This is a genomic window from Synechococcus sp. KORDI-100 (assembly GCF_000737535.1).
Lineage (GTDB): Bacteria > Cyanobacteriota > Cyanobacteriia > PCC-6307 > Cyanobiaceae > Parasynechococcus.
Genome location: NZ_CP006269.1, coordinates 57,083 through 82,847 on the forward strand (window position 1 = coordinate 57,083; position 25,765 = coordinate 82,847).

The following is a 25,765-nucleotide window of genomic DNA, read 5'->3' on the forward strand; positions in this document are numbered from 1 at the left end:
ATCCCGAAAGGATTCAGCGCTTTTCGGGCACTGATCGATCAGCCAGGGAACCCTGAGTTCATCACCTTCTCTCAGGAACGCACTTGCCCCGTCAAGGCCGACGGACCGGGGAAACCCGCGAACGCCGCTCCGGCACGACCGATCTTCTGCGGATGTACCTGCAGGACATCGGTCGCGTTGACCTGCTGACCAATGAAGAGGAGGTGACGCTGGCACGTCTGGTGCAACGGCGGGAAGCGCTTCTTCTGCAACAGCGCGATCTGGCATCGGGAGATGAGTCGATCGGTGAACTGCATCGCCTCGAGGAACTCCAGCGTCGCGAAGCGAATCAGCACAGTCACTGGCCAACAAAGCAGGAGTGGGCCCGTGCCGCGGGTCTGAGCCTCCCGGAACTGCAAAGCCGCATCGAAGCCGGTTACGAGGCCTGGGCACGACAGGCTGATCTGGCCCCGAAGGAGCTCAAGACGGCTCTGCGCAACGGGAGGCGGGCCAAGGACCACATGATCCAGGCCAATCTGCGCCTGGTGGTGGCGGTTGCCAAGAAATACCAGCAGCGCGGTATGGAGCTGCTGGATCTCGTTCAGGAGGGGACGCTGGGTCTCGAACGCGCCGTCGAGAAATTCGACCCCACCCGCGGGTTCCGGTTCAGCACCTATGCGTACTGGTGGATCCGCCAGGGCATCACCCGGGCCATCGCCACCCAGAGCCGCACGATCCGGCTGCCGGTTCATGTCACCGAAAAACTCAACCGGATCAAACGTGTTCAACAGGAAATCGCCAGCAATGAGGGCCGGATCGCTTCCATTGCTGATCTCGCCCGTGAGTTGGGCATCAGTGAGGAAACTGTCCGCCAGACCCTCGCCCGCGTTCCACGCTCCGTGTCACTGGACACCCGGGTGGGACGGGATCAGGACACCCAGCTCGGTGATCTGATCGAGGACGGCAAGGCCACGCCGGAGCAGACCCTGACCCACGATGAGCTCCACAACGACCTCGAACACCTGCTGGATGAACTCACCAGCCGGGAGGCCTCCGTGCTGCGGCGCCGCTTCGGACTGGAGGATGACACTCCCCAGACGCTGGCTCAGATCGGAGAGGCATTGAAACTGTCGCGGGAACGGGTTCGACAGATTGAAACCCGAGCCCTGCTGAAACTGCGACAACCCCAGCGCCGCAGCAAAGTGCGCGATTACATCCAGGGCCTGGATTCCTGAACCGCGATCAGACTGTGATCAGGCCCCCTGCCTGCTGACGAACTGACCAAACCAGGGGCCGATACCTATGGAGCAGCAGGCTCACGCCAGGTAGCTTGAAGAAACGCCTGGCACGACATGGCCAAATTCGTCTTCATTACCGGTGGGGTAGTGTCCAGCATTGGTAAGGGGATCGTCGCCGCCAGCCTCGGACGCCTGCTGAAGTCGAGGGGTTACAACGTTTCGATCCTGAAGCTGGATCCGTACCTCAACGTGGATCCGGGCACGATGAGCCCGATCCAGCACGGCGAGGTGTTTGTCACCGAAGACGGGGCTGAAACCGATCTTGATCTCGGGCACTACGAACGCTTCACCGATACGGCGATGTCACGCCTCAACAGCGTGACCACCGGTTCGATCTACCAGGCGGTGATCAACAAGGAGCGACGGGGCGATTACAACGGCGGAACTGTTCAGGTGATCCCGCACATCACGGGAGAAATTCGCGAGCGGATCCACCGGGTGGCGGCCAACAGCAATGCCGACGTGGTGATCACGGAAATCGGTGGCACCGTCGGCGACATCGAATCACTTCCGTTTCTCGAAGCGATCCGCGAATTCCGCGGTGATGTCGGTCGCCACGACCTTGCCTATGTCCACGTGACCCTCCTGCCGTTCATCGGAACGTCAGGAGAACTCAAGACAAAACCGACCCAGCACTCGGTGAAGGAGCTGCGATCGATTGGCATCCAGCCCGATGTTCTGGTGTGCCGCAGTGACCGTTCGATCAGCGATGAGATGAAACGCAAGATCGGGGGCTTCTGCGGAGTTCTCACGCGAGCCGTGATCCCATCACTCGATGCCGACAGCATCTATGCCGTCCCTCTCACCCTGGAGCAGGAAGGCCTCTGCCGGGAAGTGCTCGATGTCCTCGACCTCACCGATCACGAAAGTGACATGGCTGACTGGGCTCAGCTGGTGCACAAGCTGCGCCACCCGGGCCCGGTAGTGAAAGTGGCGCTGGTGGGCAAATACATCCAGCTGAATGACGCCTATCTCTCCGTCGTGGAGGCCCTTCGGCATGCCTGCCTGACTCAGGACGCCTCCCTTGATCTGCACTGGGTCTGTGCTGAACAGATCGAAACAGACGGAGCCGATGCACTGCTGAAGGGGATGGATGCGGTGGTGGTTCCGGGTGGCTTCGGCAACCGTGGCGTGGATGGAAAGATTGCAGCAATCCGTTGGGCACGGGAGCAGCGGGTCCCATTCCTCGGCCTCTGCCTGGGCATGCAGACGGCCGTGATCGAATGGGCACGGAACCAGGCCGGACTGACGGAAGCGACCAGCGCTGAGCTCGATGCGGGCACACCCCACCCCGTGATCCACCTCCTGCCGGAGCAACAGGATGTTGTGGACCTTGGAGGAACCATGCGACTCGGCGTCTACCCCTGCCGCATCGCCTCCGGCACCATGGCGCATCAGTTGTACGGCGAGGAAGTGGTCTATGAGCGACACCGGCATCGCTACGAATTCAATAACGCCTACCGAAATCTGTTTCTCGAATCCGGTTACGTCGTGAGCGGCAGCTCACCGGACGGACGACTGGTGGAGCTGATCGAGTTGAAAGGACATCCCTTCTTCACAGCCTGTCAGTACCACCCTGAATTCCTCTCACGGCCAGGACGACCTCACCCCCTCTTCCGAGGCCTGATCGAAGCCGCCCAGCAACGGCTGCCGGCCTCTCCAAGCGAGGCTCTCCAGCGCCAGCGATGAGCTCGGTCACCACCCTGCCGGTGGTGGAAACCTTCCACTCCCTTCAAGGGGAGGGGCATCACAGTGGTCGCAGTGCCTTCTTCATTCGACTCGGCGGCTGCAGCGTGGGATGCCCCTGGTGCGACACCAAGCAGTCCTGGCCGGAAGGGGTGCATCCACACAGGAGCGTGGACGACCTGGCGGATGCTGCACTGACGGCAGCGACATGTGGTGCCGGTTTCACCGTGATCACCGGGGGCGAACCGCTGCACCACGACCTGGGGCCTCTCACGACGGCCCTCAGGCGAACCAACAGGCCCCTGCATCTGGAAACGAGTGGGGTGGATCCGCTCAGTGGTCAATTCGACTGGATCACCCTCTCACCCAAGCGCCATCAACCTCCTCGCATCGACCTCCTGCGCTGTTGCCATGAACTGAAGGTCGTGGTGCACGGTCCTGACGATCTGGCTTTCGCTGAGGAGATGGCAAGCCAGGCCGATCACCAGGCGAAACTTCTTCTGCAGCCAGGTTGGGACAGTGATCGGGGCAGAGAGTTGTCGGTGGAACACGTGAGGCATCAACCGAGCTGGCGGCTCAGTCTGCAAACACACAAGTGGCTGGGCGTGCGTTGAGACTGAAATCACGGCCCATCAACGGACGATGACGACAATTGCTCTCCTCGGCACCGGTCTGCTTGGACACGCCATCGGCCAGCGCTTGCTTGCGCAAGGACTGACGCTCAGGGTCTGGAACCGGACGGCAACGCGAATCAGCACCCTGGTCAGTGCGGGGGCGATCCCAATTGAACAACTGAGCGAATCGGCCCAGGGATGCGATGCCGTCATCACCGTCCTCAAGGACGGCCCGGCGACCAGCGATGTCGTGCATGCGCTGGATGATCTCAGGGGACGCTGTCTGATTCCGATGGGAACGATGGGAATCAGCCAGAGCCGTGACCTCGCCACATTTATGAACAGCCGAGGCGGAAGCTATCTCGAGGCGCCGGTCTTGGGCAGCCGACCTGAGGCCTTGAACGGATCATTGCTGGTGATGGCCGGCAGCGACCCTGACGTGTTCAAGCAGCAACAACATCTGCTCAGCCACGTATCTGCTCAACCGGTGCTTGTCGGACCCGTGGGGAGCGGAGCCGCCACCAAGTTGGCTCTCAATCAACTGATCGCCAGCATGACCCACGCGTTTTCACTGTCGCTGCGCCTCGTGCAACAGGCCGATGTCCCCATCGAGACCTTCATGGAGATCCTGCGACCATCCGCCCTCTATGCCCCCACCTACGACAAGAAACTGAAACGGATGCTGGAGCAGCACTACAGCGACCCGAACTTCAGCACGGCCCTGCTTCGCAAAGATCTGATGCTGTTCCTGCAGGAAGCCATGCAGTCCGGATTGAACCCTGAGGGCCTCAGCGGACTTTCAACAATGTTGGTGCAAGCCACAGCCCACGATCTGGATGAGCTGGATTACTGCTCATTGCACGAACTGACGCAGTCAATCAGGCCCTGACGTCGCAACTTGAGCCAATCAGCTGGGGCAATGAGCCGGACTGATCAAACACTCCTCGACAATCCCCACAATCCGACTGAATCAGCTGCCCATGAAATGAAGCATGACCTCAACAGCAGAGAGGCCGATTAAAAATGTGCCAGCCAGGAGGGAGGCTTCCTTGAACGTTCTGGCCATCAGCAGCGCCGCAACACCGGTGGAAAGCTCAATCAGAAATCTAAAGGAAATCTGAAGTGGCACTGTTAAGGCCCGTAAAGGTTTTGAAAGCCTGGCACGGCAAGTTCACTCAAGTTCATGAAAAGTGCTTCATAGAACTGAGTAAAACGGCTCAAATCTTTTTCTCTGACCGGAGAAATCATCAATCGTCACATCCCCTCTGACGTCTTGAATGAAGCAATGGAACCCAGAACCGCCATCGCCCTGTTATCCGGCGGCCTCGATTCCGCCACCGCAGCCGCGCTGGCGATCGAATCGGGCGATCGGGTGATCGGCCTGTCCTTCGACTACGGGCAGAGGCATCGCCGTGAACTGGAAGCAGCAGACCGACTCGCGCACAGCCTCGGATTCGCCGAGCACCATCGGATCCACGTGAACCTTGCCGCCTGGGGTGGATCTGCCTTGACCGATCACCAGGTCCACATCCCGATCGATGGCATCAAAGACGAGGGAATCCCTGTGACGTACGTCCCCGGCCGCAACACCGTCTTCATCGCCATCGGTCTAAGCCTGGCGGAGGCAAGAGCGGCTCACCGCCTTGTGCTGGGGGTGAATGCGGTGGACTACTCCGGGTACCCGGATTGTCGCCCTGACTATCTCCAGGCCTTTCAGACCCTGGCGGGTCTCGCCAGCAAAGCCGGCCGCGAGGGGCATGGAACCGAACTTTGGGCACCCCTGGTGACCTGGAGCAAAACCAGGATCGTTGAAGAAGCTCTGCGTCTGGGAGTCCCCATCGCAGACACCTGGAGCTGCTACAGCGGTGGAGACCGTCCCTGCGGAGTCTGCGACAGCTGTCGCATTCGCGATGCCGCCCTCCGCGACGCCGGTCGCCCGGATCTGTGCAGCTGACCGAACCGATCCGACGCGAGCTGGCCTGGCGTCAACCAGCTGCCGTCGCCAGACGGCTGGCAGAGGAATGGGGGGAAGCCGGTCTGATTTGGCTGGATGGAGACGGCAGCGAAAGAGGTCGTTGGGTCACCCTCGCGGTCGACCCTGTCGAGCAACGATGCAGCCGCGGCAGACCCGACCAGCCAGACGCACAAAATCCGTTTGCACTGTTGCGGCAACTGGGGCACGGCCATTGGTGCGGCTGGCTCAGCTACGAAGCCGCGGCCTGGACGGAACCCGCCAACCCCTGGCATGGAGATGCCATGGCAAGCCTCTGGATCGCAAGGCACGACCCCGTTCTGCGCTTTGATCTGCGCACGCAAGCCCTCTGGATCGAGGGGATGAACCCCCGTCGTCTCGAGCGGATGTCGAACTGGCTTGCGGAGTTCGATGCAGCAACAGAGGTGCAGGAGGACGCGATCGGGATCGCTCCGGAGCAATGGCAGTGGCACAGCGATCGTGCCAACTTCACCGCTGGTGTGCAGCGGATCAAAGACCTGATCGCGGCGGGGGACTTATTCCAAGCAAACCTCACAGCGTGCTGCAGCACGCTGTGGCCGCCGGAACGATCCTGTCTCGATGTCTTCCTGAGGCTTCGGCAGCGTTGCCCTGCGCCCTTTGCAGGACTGCTGATCGGCGACGGTGAGGCGCAGGGGGAAGCCGTGCTCTCCACCTCACCGGAACGGTTTCTGCAGGTCGACGCCGGTGGCAGCGTCGAGACACGACCGATCAAAGGCACACGACCGCGCGCTCAGGATCTGCAGCGGGATGCCGACCTGGCCGCGGATCTGATCTGCAGTGACAAGGACCGGGCTGAAAACGTGATGATCGTCGATCTGTTGCGCAACGATCTGGGCCGGGTCTGCAGACCCGGTTCCATCCACGTCCCGCAGCTGCTGGGGCTGGAGACCTACTCAGCTGTGCATCACCTCACATCCGTGGTGCAGGGCGAACTGAGAGAGGGGCTGTCCTGGGTGGATCTGCTGCAGGCCTGCTGGCCCGGCGGCTCAATCACGGGTGCCCCGAAACTCCGGGCCTGCCAGCGACTCGCTGAACTGGAGCCGGTCAGCCGGGGACCCTATTGCGGGTCCTTGATCCGGGTCGACTGGGACGGACGATTCGACAGCAACATCCTGATCCGTTCCCTGATGCGCAAGGGCGATCGACTGAGGGCCCACGCCGGCTGCGGGATCGTCGCCGACTCCGACCCGGACAATGAAGCCGACGAGCTCAACTGGAAACTGCGACCTCTTCTCGACGCCCTGCGATGAGCCAAGCAGTCGCCTGGATGGATGGTCGGTGGAGCACCCCTGATGAACTCGGCATTCCGGTGAGTGATCGCGGCCTGCGACTGGCCGATGGACTGTTCGAAACCATCCTGGTGATCGGCAGCAGGCCACAGTTGTTTTCGCTGCACCTTGAGCGATGGCGAACGGGTGCCGAGCTCCTCGCCATGCAGCCACCCCCGCCACGAAGCGACCTCGACCCGCTGGTGGTCGACGCCGTCACGAGGGCGAACCTGGGCCAGAGTCCGGCTGCTTTGCGATTGAACTGGAGCCGTGGATCAACCGGCGGCCGCGGCCTGACGATGCCCGGATGCGGCTCCGAACGCTTCTGGCTCACCCTCGACCCCTGTGAAACAGACTTCAGGCCTGTCACGACAATGATCAGTCGCCATGAACGACGCAACGCCGACAGCCGCATGAGCCGTTGCAAGACCTTTGCCTACAGTCAGGCCGTGATGGCACGTCTCGAGGCGGGTTCCGCCGGAAAAGACGATGCTCTGCTGCTCAACAGCACCGGAGAACTCTGCTGCAGCACCAGTGCCAATCTGCTGGTCCGCCGAGATGGTGCCTGGTTGACGCCACCGCTCAGCAGCGGCTGCCTGCCAGGGGTGATGCGCGCCAGAGCGCTGGCAACAGGGTTGTGCCGGGAAGCCTGGATCGGGGCAAACCTGAAGCCGACGGATCAGGCCCTGTTGGTCAACAGTCTCGGTTGCCGAGCGATTCAATCCGTGAACGGCAACACCCTGGACTGGGACATCCAGAGCCAGGAGCTCTGGACCAATCTTCTCCTCTGAGGAAGCGCAATCAGTCGCTCAGCAATCTCTGAACCGACTCGGCCCAACCGCTGCCGTGAGGAGCTCGAGCCAACTGAAATCGGCCATCGTCAATCCCTTCGATCAACGTCGGGTGCGGTCCCTTCACCCCCGGAACAACAACGGCGATGTCTGCCACCTCAAGCAGTGGTAGATCGTTGGGCGAATCCCCGAGTCCCAGAATCTGCACATCGCTGCATCCCTGATGCTGCTTCAGGGCCTCGAGAGCACGACCTTTGCTGATGCCCTCACCCAGGAGATGGGCCATGCGGTTCCCTTCGACGATCGTGAGTCGGTAGTCCTGAACCATCGCGATCAACCGATCACGGCTTGAAGGGGGTGGGGCCACAAAGGGAACGCTGCATCGGCGACGTTGAGCCATGCGCAACGCTTCACCGCTGAGACCGAGCAATCGATCTCCTTCTGCATCACTGAGTTCATCGAGAGCAAGCAATGGCTCGCCAAGCTCTGCTTCCATCAGCTTGAGCTTGGGTCTGAGCTCCTGCCAACCAGGGCCGAGACTGATCTCCCATTCCTCGCCGTCGGGATGCTGCCCATGGATGGCGGCACCGTTCTCAACGATGAACGGATCAGACAGGTCTGCATCCTGACGGAACCGGCGAACCTCCTCAGCCGTCTTGCTGGTGCAGGGAATCACCGGAATCCCCTGCCGTTGGAGCCAGCGAATCGCCTCAGCGGCGGGGGTCCAGTCGTAACGGTGATCCAGCAGCGTGCCGTCGAGATCGGTCACGACCCACCAGGACGAGCGTTCCTGGATCACTGACTGACGAGCCATGCCACTTGGTAGGGATCGAGTTGAAGCTGCTGCTGACCGATCTCCAGATCACGCTCCCGGAGAGAGTCGTGCCACGACGATAGGGCGGCTTTTTCGCTCAGGGTGCTGAGGGGAAGGTTGAGACGTGCACTGGTCATGTTGTGCACGGCATAGAGGGGTTGTTGCGTGTTGCCGCGTTTCAGAACAACCAGATCGGAGCGACCGCCGCTGATCAAGGTCATGGGAGTGTCCGGATGCAGAGCTCGTATCGACGCACGCACGCGCATGGCATGGCGCAGAACCTTCAGAACCAGGGTGGGGTCGCTCTCAGGATCATCCAGTCGACGTTCAAGCGAGTCGGTTTTGAACTGGGGTCGGTTGAGATCACGACGCTGGCCTGTTTTTCGGAATTTCGACACGTCATTGGGACTGGCCAGCAGAGCTGGAAGGTAGAAAGCCGGCACGCCAGGCAACGCCATCACGAGCAACTGCGTCAGAAGGAATCTCTCCAGCTGGAAATGGGAGGGATCAATCCCCCCATCGGCCATGGCACTCCACCAGCTGATGTTGATCTCATAGGGAACATCGTCTCCGGAGCTGAGACGGCGATGGCTGATCAATCCCCCACGCTGCTCGCATGCGATCAGAAACTGCAGCAGACGTTTGTCGGGCATCAACCCCTCCAACGGCCGCAGGCCGACGCCGTCATGACAGGCGGTGAAGTTGAGCAACCCCGTTTGTTTCGGCAACGTCGGCCAGCGGGCGAGCCAGGCGTTGAGGAGATCGGCACGGCCGCTGATCGCACCCTCCAGAAGGAGAGGAGGAAGAGGGAAGTTGTAAGCGAGATGGGCTTCCTGACCGTTACGGAGATAGGACAGGTTCTCCTGCTCAGGAACATTGGTTTCGGTGACGACAACGCCATCCGGACAAAGCGACTGGAGCAGCAGACGCAGAATCTGAACAAGGCGATAGGCCTCCGGCCTGTGGATACAGGTGGTGTTGGGTTCCTTCCAGATGAAGCCGACCGCATCAAGACGAATCCAACGCACACCGTGGCTTGACATCCGACGCAGCAGATCGGCGAATCCAATCAGCACATCGGGACTTCGCCAGTTCAGATCCACCTGATCCGGACCGAATGTGGTCCACACCTGACGTTTGCCGTTCGGTGGACCGAGCTGGGTGAACAGGGCCGTGCTGCGGGGCCGGACAACGTCGTTCCAACAGGGATCCGGACCGGCCTCAAGAACACAGGATTGGCCGGGATCCTCATGTCGAAGAAATTGCCGAACCCAGGGATGGGAAGCGGAGACATGGTTCAGAACAAGATCTGCCATCAACCGACGTCCCTCCGCCAGAGCGGAGAGATCGCTCCAATCGCCATGGCGCTCTTCCAGCTGTTCGTAGCTGGCCACTGCAAAACCGCCATCACTGGTGGATTTGAGAAACGGCAACACGTGGATGACTGCAGCGAAATCCGTCAGATGGCGGTTCACGAGGCTGCGAAGACTTTGCAGACCGGAACGGCCCGCATCCACCACGGTGTCGGCATAGGTGATCAACACAGCATCTCCACCGCTCCAAAGCGATGGACGAGCCTCTGGGGTGTCCCAGTTCCCTGACGGGTAAAAAGATTGCAGCAATTGTGACGACAGTTCCTCGAGATCACCGGAAGAATCAACCGGGTATACATCTCCGAGAAGCTTCCGCAACGTTCCCGCCTGCGGGTCATGCATGGAGCTTCACCTGCTGGATATGCCACAGGTATGGAGCAGGTCCCTTCGTCTTGTTGTCGCCTTCAACACCGCATGGATTTTCAGCAAGGTCTGATCACCACGGTCCATGACTACGGCCTCGGAAATCTTGACGCCGTCGCTTTCAGGAAAGAACTCGCTCAAAAACGAACGGCACTGCTGATCCCATGCCTGATGGACGAGTTCAGTCGACCTGCTCTCGGACTGATCCGTGACGCTCTGAAGGAACTCAGTGGTCTCAGCTGCCTGGTGATCGCACTCTCCGCAGAGACGGCGGACGACGTTGCTGCAGCGGAGACGTTTTTCGAAGGAATGCCTTTTCCGGTCCAGGTTCACTGGACCAACGGTCCCGCCGTCCGGGACGTGCTCCTGTCTGTTCAGGACCTGGGACTGGAAGTGACAGGACCACCAGGGAAGGGCTGGGCCGTCTGGCAAGGTCTCGGTGTGGCCTGCAGTCAGGCCGAAGTGGTCGGACTATTCGACGCTGACATCCGCACGTTCGGATCGTCCTATCCCGAGCGAATGCTGCGTCCTCTGCTCGATCCATCCCATGGTGTGGCCTATGTGAAAGCGTTCTACAGCCGCCTCTCTCTCGAAACACAGGCATTGCAAGGACGAGCGACACGTCTCTTCGTCGGTCCATTGCTTGCCAGCTTGGAACAGATCTTCGGCCCCCTCCCCTACCTTCGCTACCTGCAGTCGTTTCGTTACCCGTTGGCCGGGGAATTCGCCTTCACAACCGACTTGGCGATGAACCTCCGCATCCCGTCGGATTGGGGGCTGGAAGTTGGTCTGTTATCCGAGGTCTATCGCCACGTCGCGTCCAGCCGGATCGCTCAGGTTGATCTTGGACTGTTCGATCACAAACACAAAACTCTTGGCAACAAACCCTCGGAAGGCCTGCAGAGAATGGCCGGTGAAATTTTCTGTACCGTTCTCCGCAGCTTGATGGAACACGAAGGTTGCGTGGTCTCAACCGATCAACTTCCCACTCTTGAAGTGCTGTATCGACGGGTTGGCGAAGATCGTGTGCGGCAGTTCGGCCTTGATTCGGCGATCAACCGTTTGCCTTACGACAGACATCGCGAAGAACTTGCCGTCCAGAGTTTTTCAAGTCTGCTGAGACCTGGACTGAAGCGGTTCCAGGACACCCCGATCGCCCATCAACTACCCAGCTGGTCACGATTGAACAGCTGTAATCCAATGCTTCAGAAAGATCTTGCTGAAGCGGGCCAGTCCGATCGAAAAATCTCTAGTCGAGCAACGATGATGCAGCGACCTCAATACCCTGCATTCGTCTCTCAAACTCTGACGAGTGAGACTGCAGCCTGAGCCCCACCTCTCATAACTCCTGCATCTGCTGACGAATCACCCAGTCCGTGGCAGCTCTCTGTGATTGCCAGGCTTGCAGCAACTGCTTGGCAATGATCTGAAGTTGATGAGGATCTGCCGTTGCGTCAATCGCGCGGTTCATCTTCTCAAGCTCAAATTGCTGAGTGATGCTCATGCTGATTCCCTTGGTCACGGAAAAATCATCAACGCGAGCCCTTTATCGCTGCTGCTTACAAAAAGAAACGTCTCTGTTGCGACGAAAAGCGACCCATGTCAGCCGTTTCAGATCAAACTGAAGATGACAAAATCTTTCGCACCAACGCAGACAAGCGTTGTGGACGATTCTCCTGGCTTAGAAACAAGTCATCCTTCGTGCGTGGCATGCATTACAACTGGGATCAACACCAGCGCCTGGCACAGACCATCGCATGCACATCGAAAGGGGATTTCGGTGTGGGACTCGCCTTGATGGGAGTTGCACTCCTCATGCTGTCAAAAGATCTCGAAAGGGATCTGGTGGATCAGTCAGCCGATCGCGATGCCATCGTTTAATGTTCTGCAGGGCACATTACTTTTGAAAAAGTATCCATCGATAACATTGAAATATTAAGGAAAGTGGTTTTGGTGGCGACGCTAACAAAATAATCAAAAAAGTAAATCGATACTCATAGCACTGATTATCCCTTTTCAATGCTCGAATGTTGGTACAAGAACAATTCCAGCAAAATGGTGATTTTGAAATGCATTGGGCCTGACCGGTTCTACCGAGAAAAGGTCGTCATGCCGATGGAAACCTTCTGCTTCGAGGCTCCAACGGAGGCCAGGCTTGAAATCTGGCAGATGTCCCTCGGGGGTCAGATGCTGCATCTCCGGGCTGACGCTGCAGATTATGCCGTTGACACCTATGACAAAACCCTTGTGGCTTAAACAAGGAACGATCAGCAGACTTTCAACAACGGCCAATCGAGAATAATGATCAAGACCTCATTTACACAATCCCTACAGCATCGCAGCCAACAATCTCATAAAAATTATAAATTGCTTACATACTTTTTAAGGTATTTGTGATCATTTGGTTGAGATCAAAACAGATTGACCAGACCAATCATTTTCTATAAAGTTACGGCTACACAGAAACTTTAAAAGCCACAACAACTCCTCTCACAACAGATCAGTCAATAAGAAGACTACATTTGAATCAACTCGTAAAGCTACTTTTTGCTTTGGACATCAAATCCAGATCAAAGAATTTTCTAAAATCAGGATGGCAGCTTTACCAATAGCATACAAATACTCTCAGAATGAGAGACGAGAGGCCATCAGCAACTCATCTGTCTTGATTGGAATTCAACAGGTGTGCCTGAACAGGTCGATCTTGAATCAAATCCTCAGACGTTCACCCCTCCAGGAGTGATGCCAAGCAACTCAGCCGTCAATCGTGAACGAATGACGCCACCCGGCTGCACAGGCTGCTGCGAATGGTTTGAACGAGCCGGATCAGGACCAAACACCTCATGATTGAGCTGCAGGAGCTCCGCTGTCTTCGCAGAACGGATAACCCCTTTCGACCGTTGCTTGAAGGCAGAACGGCGGTAGATGAGTTGCGAGGACTGAGACGCCGCCTTTGGGTCCAGCGCCAGTCCCGTTCGCGTAGCCTTGGTGGGAAGGTTTGACATGGTGGTTGCCTCTGTGAATCCAAGGCCATTCGTTTCCACTCTTCAGAGAAACCGGACCTTGTATCGTGATGAACATCTGTAGCCTTCGCTACCATTTAATAGTGCCAAGAATCACCAGCAAAAGAGGTTCGGCCTGAAACTCAGCTCTTAAAAAGATAGATTTTTTAATGATTCACAACCTTCTTCAACAATCTTTCCGTCTACCTGGGTCTCTGCCCTTTAGAGCAATGAATCGCCTCCCCTTGAAACAGTGCATCCTGATCTCTGCGGTCGCTCTGTTGATGCCGTTTCAAGGGTGCAAGACCGTTCCGAAAGAAGTGAAGTACCAAGACGCACAACCGGGAGATGTCCTTGTCGTAAGCGACAACACGATGATCGAACTGTCCCATCCCTTCAAGGGAGGAGAACCAAACGGCCTCTTTGACGGGGGTGTCATCGTTATCGAACCCGACAACACCCGAAAACAGATCGAAATCAACGTTGTCTGCAGCATGCCCGACCTGCCTAACTGGCCTGAGTACGACAACATCTACGGACGCTGGCTGGAGACCGACGAGAAACCAGGGGTTGCTGGGGGAGACACCGATTGGCAACTGTTGATGTACTTCGATGGCAACCTTGTCAATCAAGGAAAAGAAGAATCGCCGCCATGGGCGAAACGCCTTGCTGAGAACCTCTGTCGCAAGGGCGACTTCCAAGACGAGACGACGAAAACTTAGTAACGCCTGATACTTAAATCAGCAACCCTTCCCAAAAACAAGCCTGAAATAGTTTCAGATGCAACATACGGCGGGCGAACCGTGATGCACCATGAAAATGGTTCTCATTCTTGCCCTATGGCCAGTACAGGTAGCGTCAGTTCCTGGGACGAATCACTGCTTGTTGCGATGATTCAGTACCCAGTTCCTGTGATCAAGGGACCGGAAGACATCCAGACACAGGTCGATCAAATCTGCAAAGCTGTTGCCACAACCAAGGCCGGCTACCCAGAAGCTGATCTGATCGTGATGCCTGAGTACTCCACTCAGGGACTCAACACAGCGATCTGGACCTACGACGAGATGCTTCTCCGCATCGACTCACCCGAAATTGATCGTTTCCGACAGGCATGCAAGGAAAACGACGTGTGGGGCGTCTTTTCTTTGATGGAAGTGAACGACGATCCAAGCCTCCCGCCGTTCAATTCCGCGATCATCATCAACTCAGACGGTGAAATCGCTCTGCACTACAGGAAACTGCAGCCATGGGTTCCCATTGAGCCCTGGTCACCCGGCAACTATGGAATGCCTGTGTGCGATGGACCCAAAGGCTCAAAACTGGCTGTCTGCATCTGCCACGACGGCATGTTCCCAGAGCTGGCCAGAGAAGCCGCATACAAGGGAGCCAACGTTTACATCCGTATTTCTGGTTATTCCACACAGGTGAATGATCAATGGATCTGGACGAACAGAACGAACGCTTGGCAGAATCTGATGTACACAATTTCAGTCAACCTGGCTGGATATGATGGTGTCTTCTACTACTTTGGCGAAGGAACAGTCTGCAATTACGACGGCAATGTTATCCAGCAAGGGCACCGCAACCCCTGGGAAATTGTGACGGCAGAACTCTTCCCCCGATTGGTGGATAAAGCCCGCGAGAACTGGGCACTCGAGAACAATATCTTTAATCTTGGTTGCCGGGCCTACGTAGGCAAACCTGGAGGAGAAAAAGCCAATTACCTTACCTGGGTTGAGGATCTCGCCAATGGTGAATACAAACTGCCATGGGATAGCAGTGTTCGCATTCGCGATGGCTGGAAGTACTACCCAGACGGGGTCAAGCTTGGGCCGATGCCAAAAGCAGAAACCCCTGCAGCTGAACCAGTAACAGCACCTGTCTGAGTTCAACTCATGTCAGGCCCCAAGGATTGCTTGGGGCCTGATTAGTTCATTGAGAAATAAAATTTCGCATTAGCATTACCAACTTTTCTGCGCAGTTAAATTAGTAACAACGTTATGAAATAACAATAATCATTTTTGTCAGCACGTATCAACTGCAACCATTGGATCTGGAATGTCTGGATTCAATGGGATTGTTGCATGCAGCATTAATGCCTGAAACTCTTTTCAAAGTTGATCTCACGAAACCGATGGATCAACAGGAAATGCCAGGACATAACAGGTGGCATCCCGATATTCCAGCCGTTGCCTCTGTCAATCCAGGTGACGTCTTTCGGATTGAATGCAAGGACTGGACTGACGGCCAGATCAAAAATGACGACAATCCGCAAGATATTGCTGATGTGAATCTTGAGGTTGTTCACGTTCTCAGCGGGCCAATTTGGGTGAATGGTGCGCAACCCGGAGATATTCTTGTCGTCGATATTCTTGAAGTTGGCGCATTACAAGGAGACGAGTGGGGATTCACTGGAATCTTTGCCAAGGAAAATGGTGGCGGTTTTCTGACTGATCACTTCCCGAAAGCTGCAAAGGCGATCTGGGATTTAGAAGGTGTATACACATCCTCACGACACATTCCAGGCGTTCGATTTGCTGGCATTACACACCCTGGACTAATTGGTTGCGCTCCCTCAATGGAGCTGCTCAATGAGTGGAATCGACGCGAAACCGAACTGGTCAACACAGCTCCGGATCGCCGCACCTACGGCGCAGGACTTTCTGGAAGTGAACCCGTTCTCGCAGCACTTCCAAATCCCAACAGTGCCATCCTTGGCAACGTTGAAGCCAGCGATTTTGATCGAATCGCAAACGAAGCCGCACGCACAGTTCCTCCGAGAGAACATGGTGGAAACTGTGACATTAAAAACCTGACCAAGGGGACAAGAATTTACTTCCCTGTGTATGTTGAGGGTGGAAAACTTTCAATGGGCGACATTCACTTTTCACAAGGTGACGGCGAAATCTCCTTCTGCGGAGCTATTGAAATGTCTGGCTACCTTGATTTGCATGTTGATGTGATCAAAGGAGGAATGGCAAAGTACGGAATGGTCAACCCAATGTTTAAAACCAGCCCTGTTGAACCTCACTTCACAGATTACCTTGTTTTTGAAGGTATCTCTGTTGATGAGTTTGAAGGCAAGCAGTATTACATGGATGTGCACATCGCATACCGTCGAGCGTGCTTGAATGCGATTGAGTATTTAAAGAAGTTTGGATACACTGGAGAACAGGCCTATTTACTTCTCAGTTGCGCGCCTGTGGAAGGACGCGTTAGCGGGATCGTTGATATTCCAAATGCGTGTTGTACACTTGCGCTTCCCACTTCAATCTTTGACAAAGATATTCTCCCTTGCTAATTCTTCTAATTAATTAACCCGATCAACTAATAAGCTTCCATCAATTTCGGTGGAAGCTTTCTTGATTCACTCACTATGCCTGTCTACGAATTTGAATGCAAGTCTGACACTTGTTCATCTGTGTATGAAGTCTGGAGGTCAATTGACCAACGCTCCTCAGACACGCAATGCCCTGAGTGTGGTTGTGATGGCAAAAGACTGTTCTCTCCACCAATGATGCTATCGACAACTATTCGGTTGAAGACAGAGGATAAGAATCCAAAGGTTGTACGCCGGAAGGTTCAGGAACCAGGCAACAAGCCAAGGTTACGTTCCGGTGACTCTCGTCCATGGATGCTGAATCGGGGTTGCTGAACAAACGAGTCAACAACCCCGGTACTAAAAACAAACTGATTTAAATGATTCGAATTATACAGTCAAAAACTCTTCAATAACTTGATCTGACAACTGTGAGGTAGGTCCACTCGAAACGATACCACCCCGTTGCATTGCGTAATAGAAACTGGATTGCTTCACAAAATGGAGATGCTGCTCCACTAACAAAACGCTGATGCCTGTTTCTTTGATGATTCTCTGAACAGCTCTTTCGATATCTAGAATGATAGAAGGTTGAATACCCTCTGTTGGTTCATCGAGAAGAAGGAGTTTTGGCTTACCAAGTAAAGCTCTGGCAATGGCAAGCTGTTGCTGTTGGCCGCCGCTGAGATCACCTCCACGTCGGTTCAAAAACTGCTCAAGAATTGGAAACAATTCAAACACAATTGGATCAATATGCTTATTTTTACTCATGCCACCTGGAAGCGATTCCATTCCGATCATCAAATTTTCTTTGACAGTGATTCTTGGAATAATGTCGCGTCCTTGTGAAACGTAACCAATTCCACGTCGAGCACGTTTATAAGGGGCTTGATCACTTAAAAACACTCCATCATATTCAATCGATCCAGAACGTTGCTCAAGCAATCCAATAATTGTTTTCAAAAACGTCGTTTTACCGACGCCGTTACGACCAATCAGGCAAATCATCTCTCCTTCAGGTATGTGCAGATCCACATTCCTGAGGATATGACTTTCGCCATAATATACATTTAACCCGCTAGACTTGAGAATAGTCTTTGTTGAAGAAGGATGCGATTTGGTTTGGAGTTGAGTCATGATCGTTTGAAAAAGTTGAATGTGGAATAACTAGTCAGATTGGCCTAGATACACTTCAATCACTTTTGGATCGGCTTTCACTTCGTCCAACGTTCCCTCTGTAAGCTTCTGACCTTGATGCAACACAGTGACTGGTGCTCCAAGATCGCGAATAAACTCCATATCATGCTCAATCACAACAACAGTATGTTCTCCTGCTAGAGATTTGATGAGCTCAGCAGTTTTATTCGTCTCTTCATCTGTCAAGCCAGCCACTGGTTCATCCAACAAAATGATGTCTGGAGATTGAGCAACAAGCATGGAGATCGCCAACCATTGCTTTTGGCCATGGGAAAGCGAACCTGCATCAGACTTTGCATATGGAGCTAAACCCACATAATCCATTAAGCGATGAACCTCATCCTTGACAGTACTGCTCAGCTTTTCAAACATCAATTGAAAAGGGGCTTTGTTCGGCGAAGCAGCCAGCTCAAGATTTCTTGCTACAGATAAGTTCTCAAAAACACGAGGTGTTTGAAATTTACGCCCAACACCGAGATTGGATATTTTTTGTTCGGATAATCCAACGATGCTTGAGCCGCGTAGTGACACTGAGCCTTTGGTAGGTCTTACCTTGCCAGTAATCACGTCAAGAAACGTTGTCTTACCCGCTCCATTGGGACCAATGATTGAGCGTAATTCTCCGGGTTGTAAAGAGATGGACAGATCAGTGAGGGCAAAAAAACCATCAAAATCGACACTTACATCACTAAGCTCGAGAATTGGAGTCGTCATAATTTCTAGGTGAGTGAAAGAGGCAAGAAAATTGGTTTAAGGAGTAATGTCATCCGGTATAGCCTTCATCCATGTCGATTTTCGGATATGTTGGAGATTTTTTAGCAATTCCGAAGGCTGCAAGCATGGTTTGGAATCCTCCATTCTTGAACCAGCCATAGATTCCATCAGGCATCAAGGTAACAACAAAGATAAACAGAGCGCCTTGAACAAATAACCAGGCTTCCGGCAACGCTTCACTGACAAGACTACGAAGATAGTTAACAATGACTGCTCCAATGATCGGTCCGATCAACGTTCCTCTTCCTCCCACAGCAACCCAGATCACCATTTCGATTGACATCGAAATCGCCATATACTGAGGAGAAACAATTCCCGATTGCACGGTATACAAGGCACCGGAAATTCCTGCCAAACCTCCAGCAACCAAGAAAACAATGACCTTGAAAGGAACAGGATTGAAGCCACTGAAACGTAAACGAGCTTCATCGTCCCGAATACCGATGAGAGCATCACCGAAACGACCGCTGGTTAGAAACTTGCAAAGCAAATATGCAAGTGGCAGTAAAACCAAGGTAATTCTGTAAAATATAATTTGCGCATCGTCTGAACCAACAATCAACCCAAAAATCTCAGTAGTGCTTGTTTTCAATCCATTCGTACCGTTAACAAGCTTCTGCTGACCATTAAAGAAATGGTAAAAAACCATCAACGATGCTTGGGTAATGATCGAAAAATAAACTCCTTTGATTCGATTCCTGAAAATCAAGTATCCAACTAAACCAGCGACAATTGCTGGTATGAGCCAGATGGCAATCAACGTCCAAGGGAAAGACCAGAACGGTTGCCAGAAAAATGGCAGGTTGTCAACTCCGTAATTCTCAAAGAATTTAGGAAGACCGTTGGCACCCGTTGTGAAATCGTTCTGGGTCACCAGCAACAAGTGCATACCTATCGCGTAGCCGCCCAGTGCAAAGAAGATTCCCTGACCCAAACTCAGAAGACCTGTATATCCCCAGATCAGATCAATCCCCAACGCAACAATTGCAAGTGAAAAATATCTACCGAAAAGATTCAAACGAAACTGTGAAAGAATTGCTGGCAGAACGAAAAATGCAAAAGCAAGAAGTAGCCAGGGGATGAGCTTTTTGAAGAGTTTCATGGTGAATAAGGGGAAAAAGGATCAAGATTCAACAGAACGTCCCTTTTGAGGGAACATCCCTGTAGGCTTGAATTGAAGGAACGCAATGATGAAAATAAAGATCAGCACATAAGACATGCTGGTCGTCGCAAAAAACTCAATCACTGCAGATGCCGGATTAGGAATATTGGGGAATGCAATCAAGATGGCTCCTGAACCAATAATTGATTGAATAATGCCCAGCATCATCGAAGCAATCACTGTTCCAACCAAATTTCCAACTCCTCCCAAAACAATCACCATAAAGCAGGAAACGATGTAAGCCGCACCCAAATTTGGACCGACGGAACCAAGCAGTGTGATGGCACTTCCAGCAACACCTGCAAGGCCAGAACCGATGCCAAATGTAATACTGTCAACGCTATCTGTAGGAATGCCCAAGCAATTACTCATCTGCCGGTTCTGCGTCACTGATCGTATACGTAGTCCCCACACACTCTTCGTCAAAAACCAGGCGACAAAAGCGAGTAACAGCGCAGAAAGAATAATGATGAATATTCTGATCCCAGGCAATTCAATGCCTGCGATGGATCCCCAACTTCCCTGTAGCCATTTCGGGGCGGTCACATCAATATTCCGTGGTCCAAACCATGGTTTCGCCAATGCCTTTGAACCAGACATCGCAGAAATAGTTATAAATCCAATAATTGCAGATACAATCCAGAATATCCCGGAGACGTATGGGTAAAAAGCCGCCCGCTTTAGCGATTTGGGAGAAAAGCGTGATGCTAAAAAACCAAGGACAACAGCCACGACGATTCCAATCGTCATGCTGGTGGAAACGCTGCGAATAAATTGAATTAAAACCAAACTCACACCCCAGGTAGCGAGAAGCGTTTCCAGTGGGCGTCCATATAATTGGCGTATCAATGTACGCTCCAGCAAAACACCTACAAGCGCCGTTACGATAAACGCAAACACCAATGCAAACAGGTAGTACAGCTGAAAAACCCCTTCGCCCAACGGACGAAACATGTTCTGAGTCACGAATGTCACATATGCCCCAACCATCATCAATTCGCCATGAGCCAGATTGATGACACCCATCAAACCGAAAACAATGGCAAGACCTGTTGCTGCCAGGAGGAGCACCGAGCCGATGCTCAGGCCATCAAGGAGTTGAGAGAAAATTAATTCCATCGGTTCATAGTGAAAAAAAAGTGGGCCTACAAATAATCGTGACCCACTCGGGAGGATATTTCAGATGTAAAAATTACATCTTGAGCGTTCCAGTGTCAGAACGATCAGGAGTCCATCTTGAACTTTCCGGCATCAGGACGATCAAGCGTCCAGTCGCACTTGAAGCCCTTCGTTTCAGGCACGTACTGGTTCCACGTGATCGGAGCGACAGGGGTCTTGCTGTCCCAGAGGATTTCAAACTGACCATCCTCTTTGGCTTGTCCAATGCGGACAGTCTGAGAGATGTGGTGATTGGGGTACATCTCAATCGGACCCTGAGGAGCATCAAGTTTGATGCCAATCAGTGCATTTCTGACGGCATCAAGATCCTCATAGGTTCCAGCCTTCTCGACTGCAGCCTTCCACAGATAAACCATGTTGTAGGCCGACTCCATTGGGTCGTTGGTCACACGGTCGTCGCCATATTCCGCAAGGAAAGCAGCGTTGAAGGTGTTAGCAGCCTCAGTTCCGAGGGACATGAAGTAGTTCCAAGCGGCATAGGTGTCGCCCACATACTCAGGTCCGATCTGACGGATTTCCTCTTCCGCAATGGAGAAGGACATGATCGGGTACTTATCAGGAGTGATGCCCGCAGCCTTGAACTGTTTAAACAGTGCGACGTTGGAGTCACCATTCAGGGTGTTGATGATGATTCCACCGTCAGGGAACTCCTTCTTGATCTTGGCGATGATCGGAGCAACTTCCGTGTTGCCCAGAGGAATGTAATCCTCACCAACGGTTTCACCACCGAGGCTCTTCACCTGCTCTTTGATGATAGTGTTCGCGGTCCGTGGATAGACGTAATCGGAGCCGACGAGGTAGACCTTCTTGCCGTATTTGTCGGAGAACTGCTCAAAGAGCCAATCAACAGCGGGCTCAGCCTGCTGGTTCGGGACAGCACCCGTGTAGAAGATGTTCTTGGAGCACTCCTGACCTTCGTACTGAATCGGGTAGAAGAGGAAGTGGTCTTTTGCTTCGTAGACAGGAAGCATGGCCTTGCGGCTGGCAGACGTCCATCCACCAAAGACAACGGCGACCTCATCAGCGTCGATCAGCTTCTGAGATTTCTCAGCGAAGGTGGGCCAATCGGAGGCACCGTCTTCTGAGGTGTAGACGATCTTGTAGCTCTTGCCGTCGACGGAGACGCCGCCTGCCTCATTGATCTCCTTGATGGCGAGCTCTTCGACCTCTTTCAAGGTTGTTTCGGAGATGGCCATCGTTCCACTCAGAGAATGGAGGATGCCAACCTTGATCTCCCCATCAAATTCGGTGGCTGCGCCACCGCTGTCGCCATCGCTGGCGGTATCACCGCCACCGCCACCACCACTTCCGCCACAGGCGGTCATGGTTACGCCAACTGCTGTCGCAGCAAACGCTGCCAGCAAACGCTTTGATAGTGCAGAAGTCATAAAAAGGAACACACACTGTGGTGAATCCGCCGTGAGGCGAAACGTGACGGTATGAACCAGATATGACCGCCTTTGTATCATCAGCAACCTTTTGGGAAGTGCCGCCCTCAAGCGGCCGATTTCGGTAGCTGTTGCAACAAGAATGAGGAAACTTTCTCGAAACCCTCACCAGTCACCAAATTGGTAAAACACCACGGCCTGTTACCCCTCATGCGGTCGGCGTCCCGTTCCATCACACCAAGATCGGCCCCAACAAAAGGAGCCAGATCGATCTTGTTGATGACCAGCAGATCGGATTTGGTGATTCCAGGCCCTCCCTTGCGGGGAATCTTGTCGCCGGCAGCCACGTCGATGACGTAGATGCACAAATCCACCAGCTCAGGACTGAAGCTGGCAGCGAGATTGTCTCCACCGCTTTCCACCAACACCACATCCAAGTTGGGGAACTGGACTTCAAGGTCCGCCACGGCGGCACGGTTGATCGAACAGTCCTCACGGATCGCGGTATGCGGGCAACCGCCGGTCTCCACTCCGCGGATGCGCTCCGGCTCCAGAGCACCGGATCGCGTCAAAAACAGGGCATCCTCCTGGGTGTAGATGTCGTTGGTCACAACGGCGAGCTCAAGCTGGTCCCGCAAACGACGGCAGAGTGCTTCCACAAGAGCCGTTTTTCCAGATCCCACAGGACCCGCGACTCCAAGCCTCAGCTTGCTGCTCATCAGCTTCGAAACAGACGCGAATACAACTCAGCATGGGCGAGCTGAGCCATCGATGCACCGACCCCACGACTCCAGAGCTGTCTTGGGTCCTGGGACTGCAGCCAGGCAGCCTGCTCGGCGATCAGCGGCAGCAACCGTTGCTGAACAATCTGAGCCCTCGAAGGACCGAGTGGCAGCAACCGCACTGCAGCGCTGAGTTGATTGGCCACCCATCCATAGAGATAACCCTGCGTCATGTCGGGAAGGGAAACATCCAGCGCAACCGCCGCCCATGCCCACGCTGATGGCCAGCTCAACGGCATCGCCTGGGGCAGCGGGTGTCCCATCTCGCTCATCAGTTGAAGCAGCGATGCACCCATCTGGGTCTGCTGCGCGCGCACGTCAGCCGACTCTCGGTTGGCCAGCAGCCAGGAGTCCTGATCCATCAGCCAATGGCGTGCCTGCTGGTCGCCATGGTCCTGCCATTGCCGCAGAGCCTCCGACAGGCCCCTGAGCGCCGCTGCCTCGAGACGAAGCGCTCCCTGCCGCAGTTCAGCCTCGAGCCAGTCCTGAACCTGACGCTCGTCGTTGAGGGTGGCGGCCTGAATGAGCACTTCCAAACCCTCTGAATAACTGAAGGCACCAACCGGCAGGGCCGGACTGACGAGCTGGAGCAGTGCGAGGGACGTCATCAGTGGTGGTGCCCTTCGTAGGCCCCGCCCTCCGGCTGAAATGCCTGCTTGCATGGGCGTACGTGCAAACCCCGCCCCACGAGCATCGCCGCAAGCACAGGATCGTCGAGCAGAAGCAGTCGATCGGGCTGCAGGTCCAGCGCCACATGGCGATTGCCCAGGTGGTAGGCAGCCTGAAGCAGTTTCAGAGGTGACTCCGCACGCACCTCCAGAAGCCGCTCCTCGGCAGCCATCACCCGGACAAGATTGGAATCCTGACGATCGGAGAGAAGGTCGCCCGGAACCAGAGGGCCCTGTCTGGGCAACTGCAACAACACCTCCCGGCCACACAGCGTGGTGCGACGACCTCGCATCGACGTGCGCTGCTCAGCCGTCAGCGGCAGTGTCAGACCATCCACTGCCCCCGGGCGCTGACCATGACGCCGCTCCAGAACAATCACCGTCTCGCCCATGCCAGTCGATCCAGCTTCGAGGAGCCTGCCCAGCTCGACCACCATTTTTGGTGTGCAACGCTACTGATCCGTGGGGTCTCCCATGCCGAACGTGGGTACCACGCGACACTGCAATGAAGGGACCTGATCCGTGGCATGGCTCCTGCAAACTGCAGTTCCTCAGCACCGAGAACGGAACCGTCCACCAGGGTGGCTGCAGCGCGCCGTTCAAGTTGCTCCGGGCTGAGCAGGGGGGAGATGGCCGTTGTGAACTGCCTTTGCTCCACACCGCAGGCGGACTGGTGGGAGGCGATCGCCTCAACATCGATCTGACGCTTGAATCCAACAGCCGAGCACTGGTCACCAGTGTTGCTGCCCAGAAGGTGTACGGCTCCGTCGGTCGCAGCCGCCTGCATCCGCAGGGAGCCTGGTCTCACCAGAGGATGAGGGGCCAACTGAAAGCCGGCAGCGACCTGGAGTGGTTGCCCCAGGAACTCGTGCTCTACGCAGGCGCCCTGCTGGAACAACAGCTGACGGTGACACTGCCTTGGGATGCTTCATTTCTCAGTGCCGAGATCGTGCGTCTCGGACGCACCGCAGCAGGTGAAACCCTCGACCGCGGCTGCTGGAGAACCAGCCTGGCCCTGCAGCGCAGTGACGGCGTCGACCACCGCTGGGAGATGGTGGATCGACTGGAACTGGGAGGCAGCAATCTCAAGAGCGTGCACGGCTTAGCCGGTGCACCGGTCTTCGGCTCCCTGGTTTGGGCAGCGCCGATGCATCTCGAGCCAGCGGCGATGACCTCTCTGCTCGAGGGAACTCGTGAGGATCGCTGCGGCCTGGAGGGAGTGATGCGCTGCAGTGCGCTGCAACAGGGAATGGTCGCCCGTTATGCCGGCCACTCAAGCCGTGATGCTCGATTCTGGTTCAGCCGCATCTGGTCCAGAACCAGAAGCCTGCGGGGACTTCAGCCAGCGAGGATTCCGCGTGTCTGGCCCTTGCAGGAAGAGCCATTGCGGCGACAAACGTTCACATCAAACGCTCAAACGGCTGCGGCAGGGACAAACTGAAACCGAGCGAGGCTCTCCATGTATCTCAGTCCGCAGGAAAAGGACAAGCTCCTGATCGTGACCGCTGCCCTGCTGGCTGAACGCCGCCTTGGCAGGGGGTTGAAGCTCAACCACCCTGAAGCTGTGGCCTGGCTCAGCTTTCTCGTCCTCGAAGGTGCGCGTGATGGCCGAACCGTTGCGGAGCTGATGCAGGAGGGCAGCACCTGGCTCAACAAGGATCAGGTGATGGAGGGGGTGCCCGAACTGGTGCACGAGGTTCAGATCGAGGCGGTTTTTCCAGACGGCACCAAGCTCGTCACCCTGCACGACCCAATTCGCTGAGGACGTACCGAATGTCACCCCTGATTCCCGGCGAACTGCTCGCTGAACCCGGCGAACTCGAACTCAACGCCGGTCGCCCAGTCACCACCATCCATGTCGCCAACAGCGGCGATCGTCCGGTTCAGGTGGGTTCCCACTTCCATTTCTTCGAAGCCAACGCAGCGCTGCAGTTCGATCGAACTGCAGCGCGCGGACAGCGGCTTGACATCCCTGCCGGCACCGCCATCCGCTTTGAACCCGGCGACAGCCGCGACGTGAACCTGATCCCCTTCGCCGGTGATCGGCGTGCCATCGGCTTCAACGGACAGATCAACGGACCCCTCGACGCCTGA

General features: G+C 55.1%; 29 protein-coding genes. 17 read left to right on the top strand and 12 right to left on the bottom strand.

Annotation, left to right across the window (positions count from 1 at the left end; genetic code table 11):
- Positions 1–83 precede the first annotated feature (83 nt).
- The 7 genes from KR100_RS00350 to KR100_RS00380 all read left to right on the top strand — a co-directional run bounded on the left by KR100_RS00350 (position 84) and on the right by KR100_RS00380 (position 7,650).
- Positions 84–1,214 carry an RpoD/SigA family RNA polymerase sigma factor gene (locus KR100_RS00350; protein WP_038542254.1) on the top strand — a complete coding sequence of 377 codons (1,131 nt, stop codon included), beginning with the start codon at positions 84–86 and terminating at the stop codon, positions 1,212–1,214.
- A gap of 117 nt (positions 1,215–1,331) precedes the next feature.
- A complete protein-coding gene (locus KR100_RS00355) occupies positions 1,332–2,966 on the top strand; it encodes a CTP synthase (RefSeq protein ID WP_038542258.1) in 1,635 nt (544 codons plus the stop codon).
- A complete protein-coding gene (locus tag KR100_RS00360) occupies positions 2,963–3,577 on the top strand; it encodes a 7-carboxy-7-deazaguanine synthase QueE (RefSeq protein ID WP_038542261.1) in 615 nt (204 codons plus the stop codon). Before KR100_RS00355 ends, KR100_RS00360 begins: the two co-directional genes overlap by 4 nt.
- Positions 3,578–3,605: 28 nt before the next feature.
- Positions 3,606–4,466, top strand: coding sequence for an NAD(P)-dependent oxidoreductase (locus KR100_RS00365; RefSeq protein WP_038542264.1), 861 nt, complete (start codon positions 3,606–3,608; stop codon positions 4,464–4,466).
- A gap of 396 nt (positions 4,467–4,862) precedes the next feature.
- Positions 4,863–5,531 (top strand): 7-cyano-7-deazaguanine synthase QueC, encoded by a 669-nt coding sequence (gene queC / locus KR100_RS00370; RefSeq protein ID WP_038542267.1) that lies wholly within the window; start codon positions 4,863–4,865, stop codon positions 5,529–5,531.
- Positions 5,522–6,841, top strand: a complete 1,320-nt coding sequence (locus KR100_RS00375) for an anthranilate synthase component I family protein (RefSeq protein ID WP_369793809.1) — start codon at positions 5,522–5,524, stop codon at positions 6,839–6,841. The genes queC and KR100_RS00375 overlap by 10 nt, the downstream gene beginning before the upstream one ends.
- Positions 6,838–7,650, top strand: a complete 813-nt coding sequence (locus tag KR100_RS00380) for an aminotransferase class IV (protein ID WP_038542270.1) — start codon at positions 6,838–6,840, stop codon at positions 7,648–7,650. Before KR100_RS00375 ends, KR100_RS00380 begins: the two co-directional genes overlap by 4 nt.
- Before the next feature lie 10 nt (positions 7,651–7,660).
- On the opposite strand, the gene KR100_RS00385 is transcribed toward KR100_RS00380, so the two are convergent.
- Positions 7,661–8,464, bottom strand: coding sequence for an HAD-IIB family hydrolase (locus tag KR100_RS00385; protein WP_051847248.1), 804 nt, complete (start codon positions 8,462–8,464; stop codon positions 7,661–7,663).
- Entirely contained in the window at positions 8,446–10,179 is a 1,734-nt protein-coding gene (locus KR100_RS00390) for an alpha-amylase family glycosyl hydrolase (RefSeq protein WP_038542274.1), read from the bottom strand. The genes KR100_RS00385 and KR100_RS00390 overlap by 19 nt, the downstream gene beginning before the upstream one ends.
- 72 nt (positions 10,180–10,251) lie before the next feature.
- On the opposite strand from KR100_RS00390, the gene KR100_RS00395 reads away from it, so the two are divergent.
- Positions 10,252–11,529, top strand: coding sequence for a glycosyl transferase (locus KR100_RS00395; RefSeq protein WP_038542276.1), 1,278 nt, complete (start codon positions 10,252–10,254; stop codon positions 11,527–11,529).
- Positions 11,530–11,539: 10 nt separating this feature from the next.
- Here KR100_RS00395 and KR100_RS16870 read toward each other — a convergent pair whose 3' ends face one another.
- Positions 11,540–11,671 (bottom strand): hypothetical protein, encoded by a 132-nt coding sequence (locus KR100_RS16870; protein ID WP_255347486.1) that lies wholly within the window; start codon positions 11,669–11,671, stop codon positions 11,540–11,542.
- A 239-nt stretch (positions 11,672–11,910) separates the two neighbouring features.
- Here KR100_RS16870 and KR100_RS16435 point away from each other — a divergent pair, with 239 nt between their 5' ends.
- Together KR100_RS16435 and KR100_RS00410 are read left to right on the top strand one after the other, a co-directional pair.
- Positions 11,911–12,081 (top strand): hypothetical protein, encoded by a 171-nt coding sequence (locus KR100_RS16435; protein WP_204207736.1) that lies wholly within the window; start codon positions 11,911–11,913, stop codon positions 12,079–12,081.
- 174 nt (positions 12,082–12,255) lie between these two features.
- Entirely contained in the window at positions 12,256–12,456 is a 201-nt protein-coding gene (locus KR100_RS00410) for a DUF1830 domain-containing protein (RefSeq protein WP_369793810.1), read from the top strand.
- Positions 12,457–12,917: 461 nt separating this feature from the next.
- Here the strand turns inward: KR100_RS00410 and KR100_RS00415 are convergent, their stop codons facing one another.
- Positions 12,918–13,205 carry a hypothetical protein gene (locus KR100_RS00415; protein ID WP_156097829.1) on the bottom strand — a complete coding sequence of 96 codons (288 nt, stop codon included), beginning with the start codon at positions 13,203–13,205 and terminating at the stop codon, positions 12,918–12,920.
- A 227-nt stretch (positions 13,206–13,432) separates the two neighbouring features.
- Between KR100_RS00415 and KR100_RS00420 the strand changes: the two genes are divergently transcribed.
- The 4 genes from KR100_RS00420 to KR100_RS14600 all read left to right on the top strand — a co-directional run bounded on the left by KR100_RS00420 (position 13,433) and on the right by KR100_RS14600 (position 16,857).
- Complete coding sequence (locus tag KR100_RS00420; protein WP_156097830.1) at positions 13,433–13,924, top strand: hypothetical protein; 492 nt, start codon at positions 13,433–13,435, stop codon at positions 13,922–13,924.
- Positions 13,925–14,041: 117 nt separating this feature from the next.
- Entirely contained in the window at positions 14,042–15,088 is a 1,047-nt protein-coding gene (locus KR100_RS00425) for a formamidase (RefSeq protein WP_038542291.1), read from the top strand.
- Between the two features lie 209 nt (positions 15,089–15,297).
- Positions 15,298–16,503 (top strand): formamidase, encoded by a 1,206-nt coding sequence (gene fmdA, locus KR100_RS00430; protein ID WP_038547495.1) that lies wholly within the window; start codon positions 15,298–15,300, stop codon positions 16,501–16,503.
- Positions 16,504–16,578: 75 nt separating this feature from the next.
- The gene (locus tag KR100_RS14600) at positions 16,579–16,857 is read left to right on the top strand and encodes an FmdB family zinc ribbon protein (protein WP_038542294.1); all 279 of its coding nucleotides are present in this window, start codon (positions 16,579–16,581) and stop codon (positions 16,855–16,857) included.
- A gap of 54 nt (positions 16,858–16,911) precedes the next feature.
- Here KR100_RS14600 and urtE read toward each other — a convergent pair whose 3' ends face one another.
- The 8 genes from urtE to ureE form a co-directional block, all read right to left on the bottom strand.
- The gene (gene urtE / locus KR100_RS00440; RefSeq protein ID WP_038542298.1) at positions 16,912–17,658 is read right to left on the bottom strand and encodes an urea ABC transporter ATP-binding subunit UrtE; all 747 of its coding nucleotides are present in this window, start codon (positions 17,656–17,658) and stop codon (positions 16,912–16,914) included.
- Positions 17,659–17,688: 30 nt separating this feature from the next.
- Positions 17,689–18,432 (bottom strand): urea ABC transporter ATP-binding protein UrtD, encoded by a 744-nt coding sequence (gene urtD / locus KR100_RS00445; protein ID WP_038542300.1) that lies wholly within the window; start codon positions 18,430–18,432, stop codon positions 17,689–17,691.
- A gap of 49 nt (positions 18,433–18,481) precedes the next feature.
- Positions 18,482–19,594 carry an urea ABC transporter permease subunit UrtC gene (urtC, locus tag KR100_RS00450; protein WP_038542304.1) on the bottom strand — a complete coding sequence of 371 codons (1,113 nt, stop codon included), beginning with the start codon at positions 19,592–19,594 and terminating at the stop codon, positions 18,482–18,484.
- Positions 19,595–19,615: 21 nt separating this feature from the next.
- Positions 19,616–20,773, bottom strand: a complete 1,158-nt coding sequence (gene urtB, locus KR100_RS00455) for an urea ABC transporter permease subunit UrtB (protein WP_038542306.1) — start codon at positions 20,771–20,773, stop codon at positions 19,616–19,618.
- Between the two features lie 104 nt (positions 20,774–20,877).
- Positions 20,878–22,221: an urea ABC transporter substrate-binding protein gene (urtA, locus tag KR100_RS00460; RefSeq protein ID WP_038542308.1), complete on the bottom strand. Its 1,344-nt coding sequence runs from the start codon at positions 22,219–22,221 to the stop codon at positions 20,878–20,880.
- Between the two features lie 107 nt (positions 22,222–22,328).
- Entirely contained in the window at positions 22,329–22,940 is a 612-nt protein-coding gene (gene ureG, locus KR100_RS00465) for an urease accessory protein UreG (protein ID WP_038542310.1), read from the bottom strand.
- Positions 22,940–23,611 carry an urease accessory protein UreF gene (locus KR100_RS00470; protein ID WP_038542312.1) on the bottom strand — a complete coding sequence of 224 codons (672 nt, stop codon included), beginning with the start codon at positions 23,609–23,611 and terminating at the stop codon, positions 22,940–22,942. The genes ureG and KR100_RS00470 overlap by 1 nt, the downstream gene beginning before the upstream one ends.
- Positions 23,611–24,108 carry an urease accessory protein UreE gene (gene ureE, locus KR100_RS00475; RefSeq protein WP_369793811.1) on the bottom strand — a complete coding sequence of 166 codons (498 nt, stop codon included), beginning with the start codon at positions 24,106–24,108 and terminating at the stop codon, positions 23,611–23,613. The genes KR100_RS00470 and ureE overlap by 1 nt, the downstream gene beginning before the upstream one ends.
- A 68-nt stretch (positions 24,109–24,176) precedes the next feature.
- Here ureE and KR100_RS00480 point away from each other — a divergent pair, with 68 nt between their 5' ends.
- The 3 genes from KR100_RS00480 to KR100_RS00490 are packed head-to-tail and all read left to right on the top strand — an operon-like array spanning position 24,177 to position 25,765.
- Positions 24,177–25,112: an urease accessory protein UreD gene (locus tag KR100_RS00480; RefSeq protein WP_038542315.1), complete on the top strand. Its 936-nt coding sequence runs from the start codon at positions 24,177–24,179 to the stop codon at positions 25,110–25,112.
- Between the two features lie 18 nt (positions 25,113–25,130).
- On the top strand, positions 25,131–25,433 hold the full coding sequence (locus KR100_RS00485; protein ID WP_038542317.1) for an urease subunit gamma: 303 nt from the start codon (positions 25,131–25,133) through the stop codon (positions 25,431–25,433).
- Positions 25,434–25,444: 11 nt separating this feature from the next.
- Positions 25,445–25,765, top strand: a complete 321-nt coding sequence (locus KR100_RS00490) for an urease subunit beta (RefSeq protein WP_038542319.1) — start codon at positions 25,445–25,447, stop codon at positions 25,763–25,765.

Excerpts from the sequence above, each read along its gene's own strand:
- KR100_RS00410 (WP_369793810.1), top strand. The coding sequence starts at position 12,256 with ATGGTGATTTTGAAATGCATTGGGCCTGACCGGTTCTACCGAGAAAAG.
- KR100_RS00395 (WP_038542276.1), top strand. The coding sequence starts at position 10,252 with ATGGATTTTCAGCAAGGTCTGATCACCACGGTCCATGACTACGGCCTC.
- KR100_RS00390 (WP_038542274.1), bottom strand. The coding sequence starts at position 10,179 with ATGCATGACCCGCAGGCGGGAACGTTGCGGAAGCTTCTCGGAGATGTA.
- KR100_RS00470 (WP_038542312.1), bottom strand. The coding sequence starts at position 23,611 with ATGACGTCCCTCGCACTGCTCCAGCTCGTCAGTCCGGCCCTGCCGGTT.
- urtE (WP_038542298.1), bottom strand. The coding sequence starts at position 17,658 with ATGACTCAACTCCAAACCAAATCGCATCCTTCTTCAACAAAGACTATT.
- urtD (WP_038542300.1), bottom strand. The coding sequence starts at position 18,432 with ATGACGACTCCAATTCTCGAGCTTAGTGATGTAAGTGTCGATTTTGAT.
- KR100_RS00480 (WP_038542315.1), top strand. The coding sequence starts at position 24,177 with ATGAAGGGACCTGATCCGTGGCATGGCTCCTGCAAACTGCAGTTCCTC.
- KR100_RS00425 (WP_038542291.1), top strand. The coding sequence starts at position 14,042 with ATGGCCAGTACAGGTAGCGTCAGTTCCTGGGACGAATCACTGCTTGTT.
- KR100_RS00365 (WP_038542264.1), top strand. The coding sequence starts at position 3,606 with ATGACGACAATTGCTCTCCTCGGCACCGGTCTGCTTGGACACGCCATC.
- KR100_RS00415 (WP_156097829.1), bottom strand. The coding sequence starts at position 13,205 with ATGTCAAACCTTCCCACCAAGGCTACGCGAACGGGACTGGCGCTGGAC.
- KR100_RS00380 (WP_038542270.1), top strand. The coding sequence starts at position 6,838 with ATGAGCCAAGCAGTCGCCTGGATGGATGGTCGGTGGAGCACCCCTGAT.
- KR100_RS00360 (WP_038542261.1), top strand. The coding sequence starts at position 2,963 with ATGAGCTCGGTCACCACCCTGCCGGTGGTGGAAACCTTCCACTCCCTT.
- urtB (WP_038542306.1), bottom strand. The coding sequence starts at position 20,773 with ATGGAATTAATTTTCTCTCAACTCCTTGATGGCCTGAGCATCGGCTCG.
- ureG (WP_038542310.1), bottom strand. The coding sequence starts at position 22,940 with ATGAGCAGCAAGCTGAGGCTTGGAGTCGCGGGTCCTGTGGGATCTGGA.
- KR100_RS00385 (WP_051847248.1), bottom strand. The coding sequence starts at position 8,464 with ATGGCTCGTCAGTCAGTGATCCAGGAACGCTCGTCCTGGTGGGTCGTG.
- urtC (WP_038542304.1), bottom strand. The coding sequence starts at position 19,594 with ATGAAACTCTTCAAAAAGCTCATCCCCTGGCTACTTCTTGCTTTTGCA.
- queC (WP_038542267.1), top strand. The coding sequence starts at position 4,863 with ATGGAACCCAGAACCGCCATCGCCCTGTTATCCGGCGGCCTCGATTCC.
- ureE (WP_369793811.1), bottom strand. The coding sequence starts at position 24,108 with ATGGTGGTCGAGCTGGGCAGGCTCCTCGAAGCTGGATCGACTGGCATG.
- KR100_RS16435 (WP_204207736.1), top strand. The coding sequence starts at position 11,911 with ATGCATTACAACTGGGATCAACACCAGCGCCTGGCACAGACCATCGCA.
- KR100_RS16870 (WP_255347486.1), bottom strand. The coding sequence starts at position 11,671 with ATGAACCGCGCGATTGACGCAACGGCAGATCCTCATCAACTTCAGATC.
- urtA (WP_038542308.1), bottom strand. The coding sequence starts at position 22,221 with ATGACTTCTGCACTATCAAAGCGTTTGCTGGCAGCGTTTGCTGCGACA.
- fmdA (WP_038547495.1), top strand. The coding sequence starts at position 15,298 with ATGCCTGAAACTCTTTTCAAAGTTGATCTCACGAAACCGATGGATCAA.
- KR100_RS00420 (WP_156097830.1), top strand. The coding sequence starts at position 13,433 with ATGAATCGCCTCCCCTTGAAACAGTGCATCCTGATCTCTGCGGTCGCT.
- KR100_RS00355 (WP_038542258.1), top strand. The coding sequence starts at position 1,332 with ATGGCCAAATTCGTCTTCATTACCGGTGGGGTAGTGTCCAGCATTGGT.
- KR100_RS14600 (WP_038542294.1), top strand. The coding sequence starts at position 16,579 with ATGCCTGTCTACGAATTTGAATGCAAGTCTGACACTTGTTCATCTGTG.
- KR100_RS00485 (WP_038542317.1), top strand. The coding sequence starts at position 25,131 with ATGTATCTCAGTCCGCAGGAAAAGGACAAGCTCCTGATCGTGACCGCT.
- KR100_RS00490 (WP_038542319.1), top strand. The coding sequence starts at position 25,445 with ATGTCACCCCTGATTCCCGGCGAACTGCTCGCTGAACCCGGCGAACTC.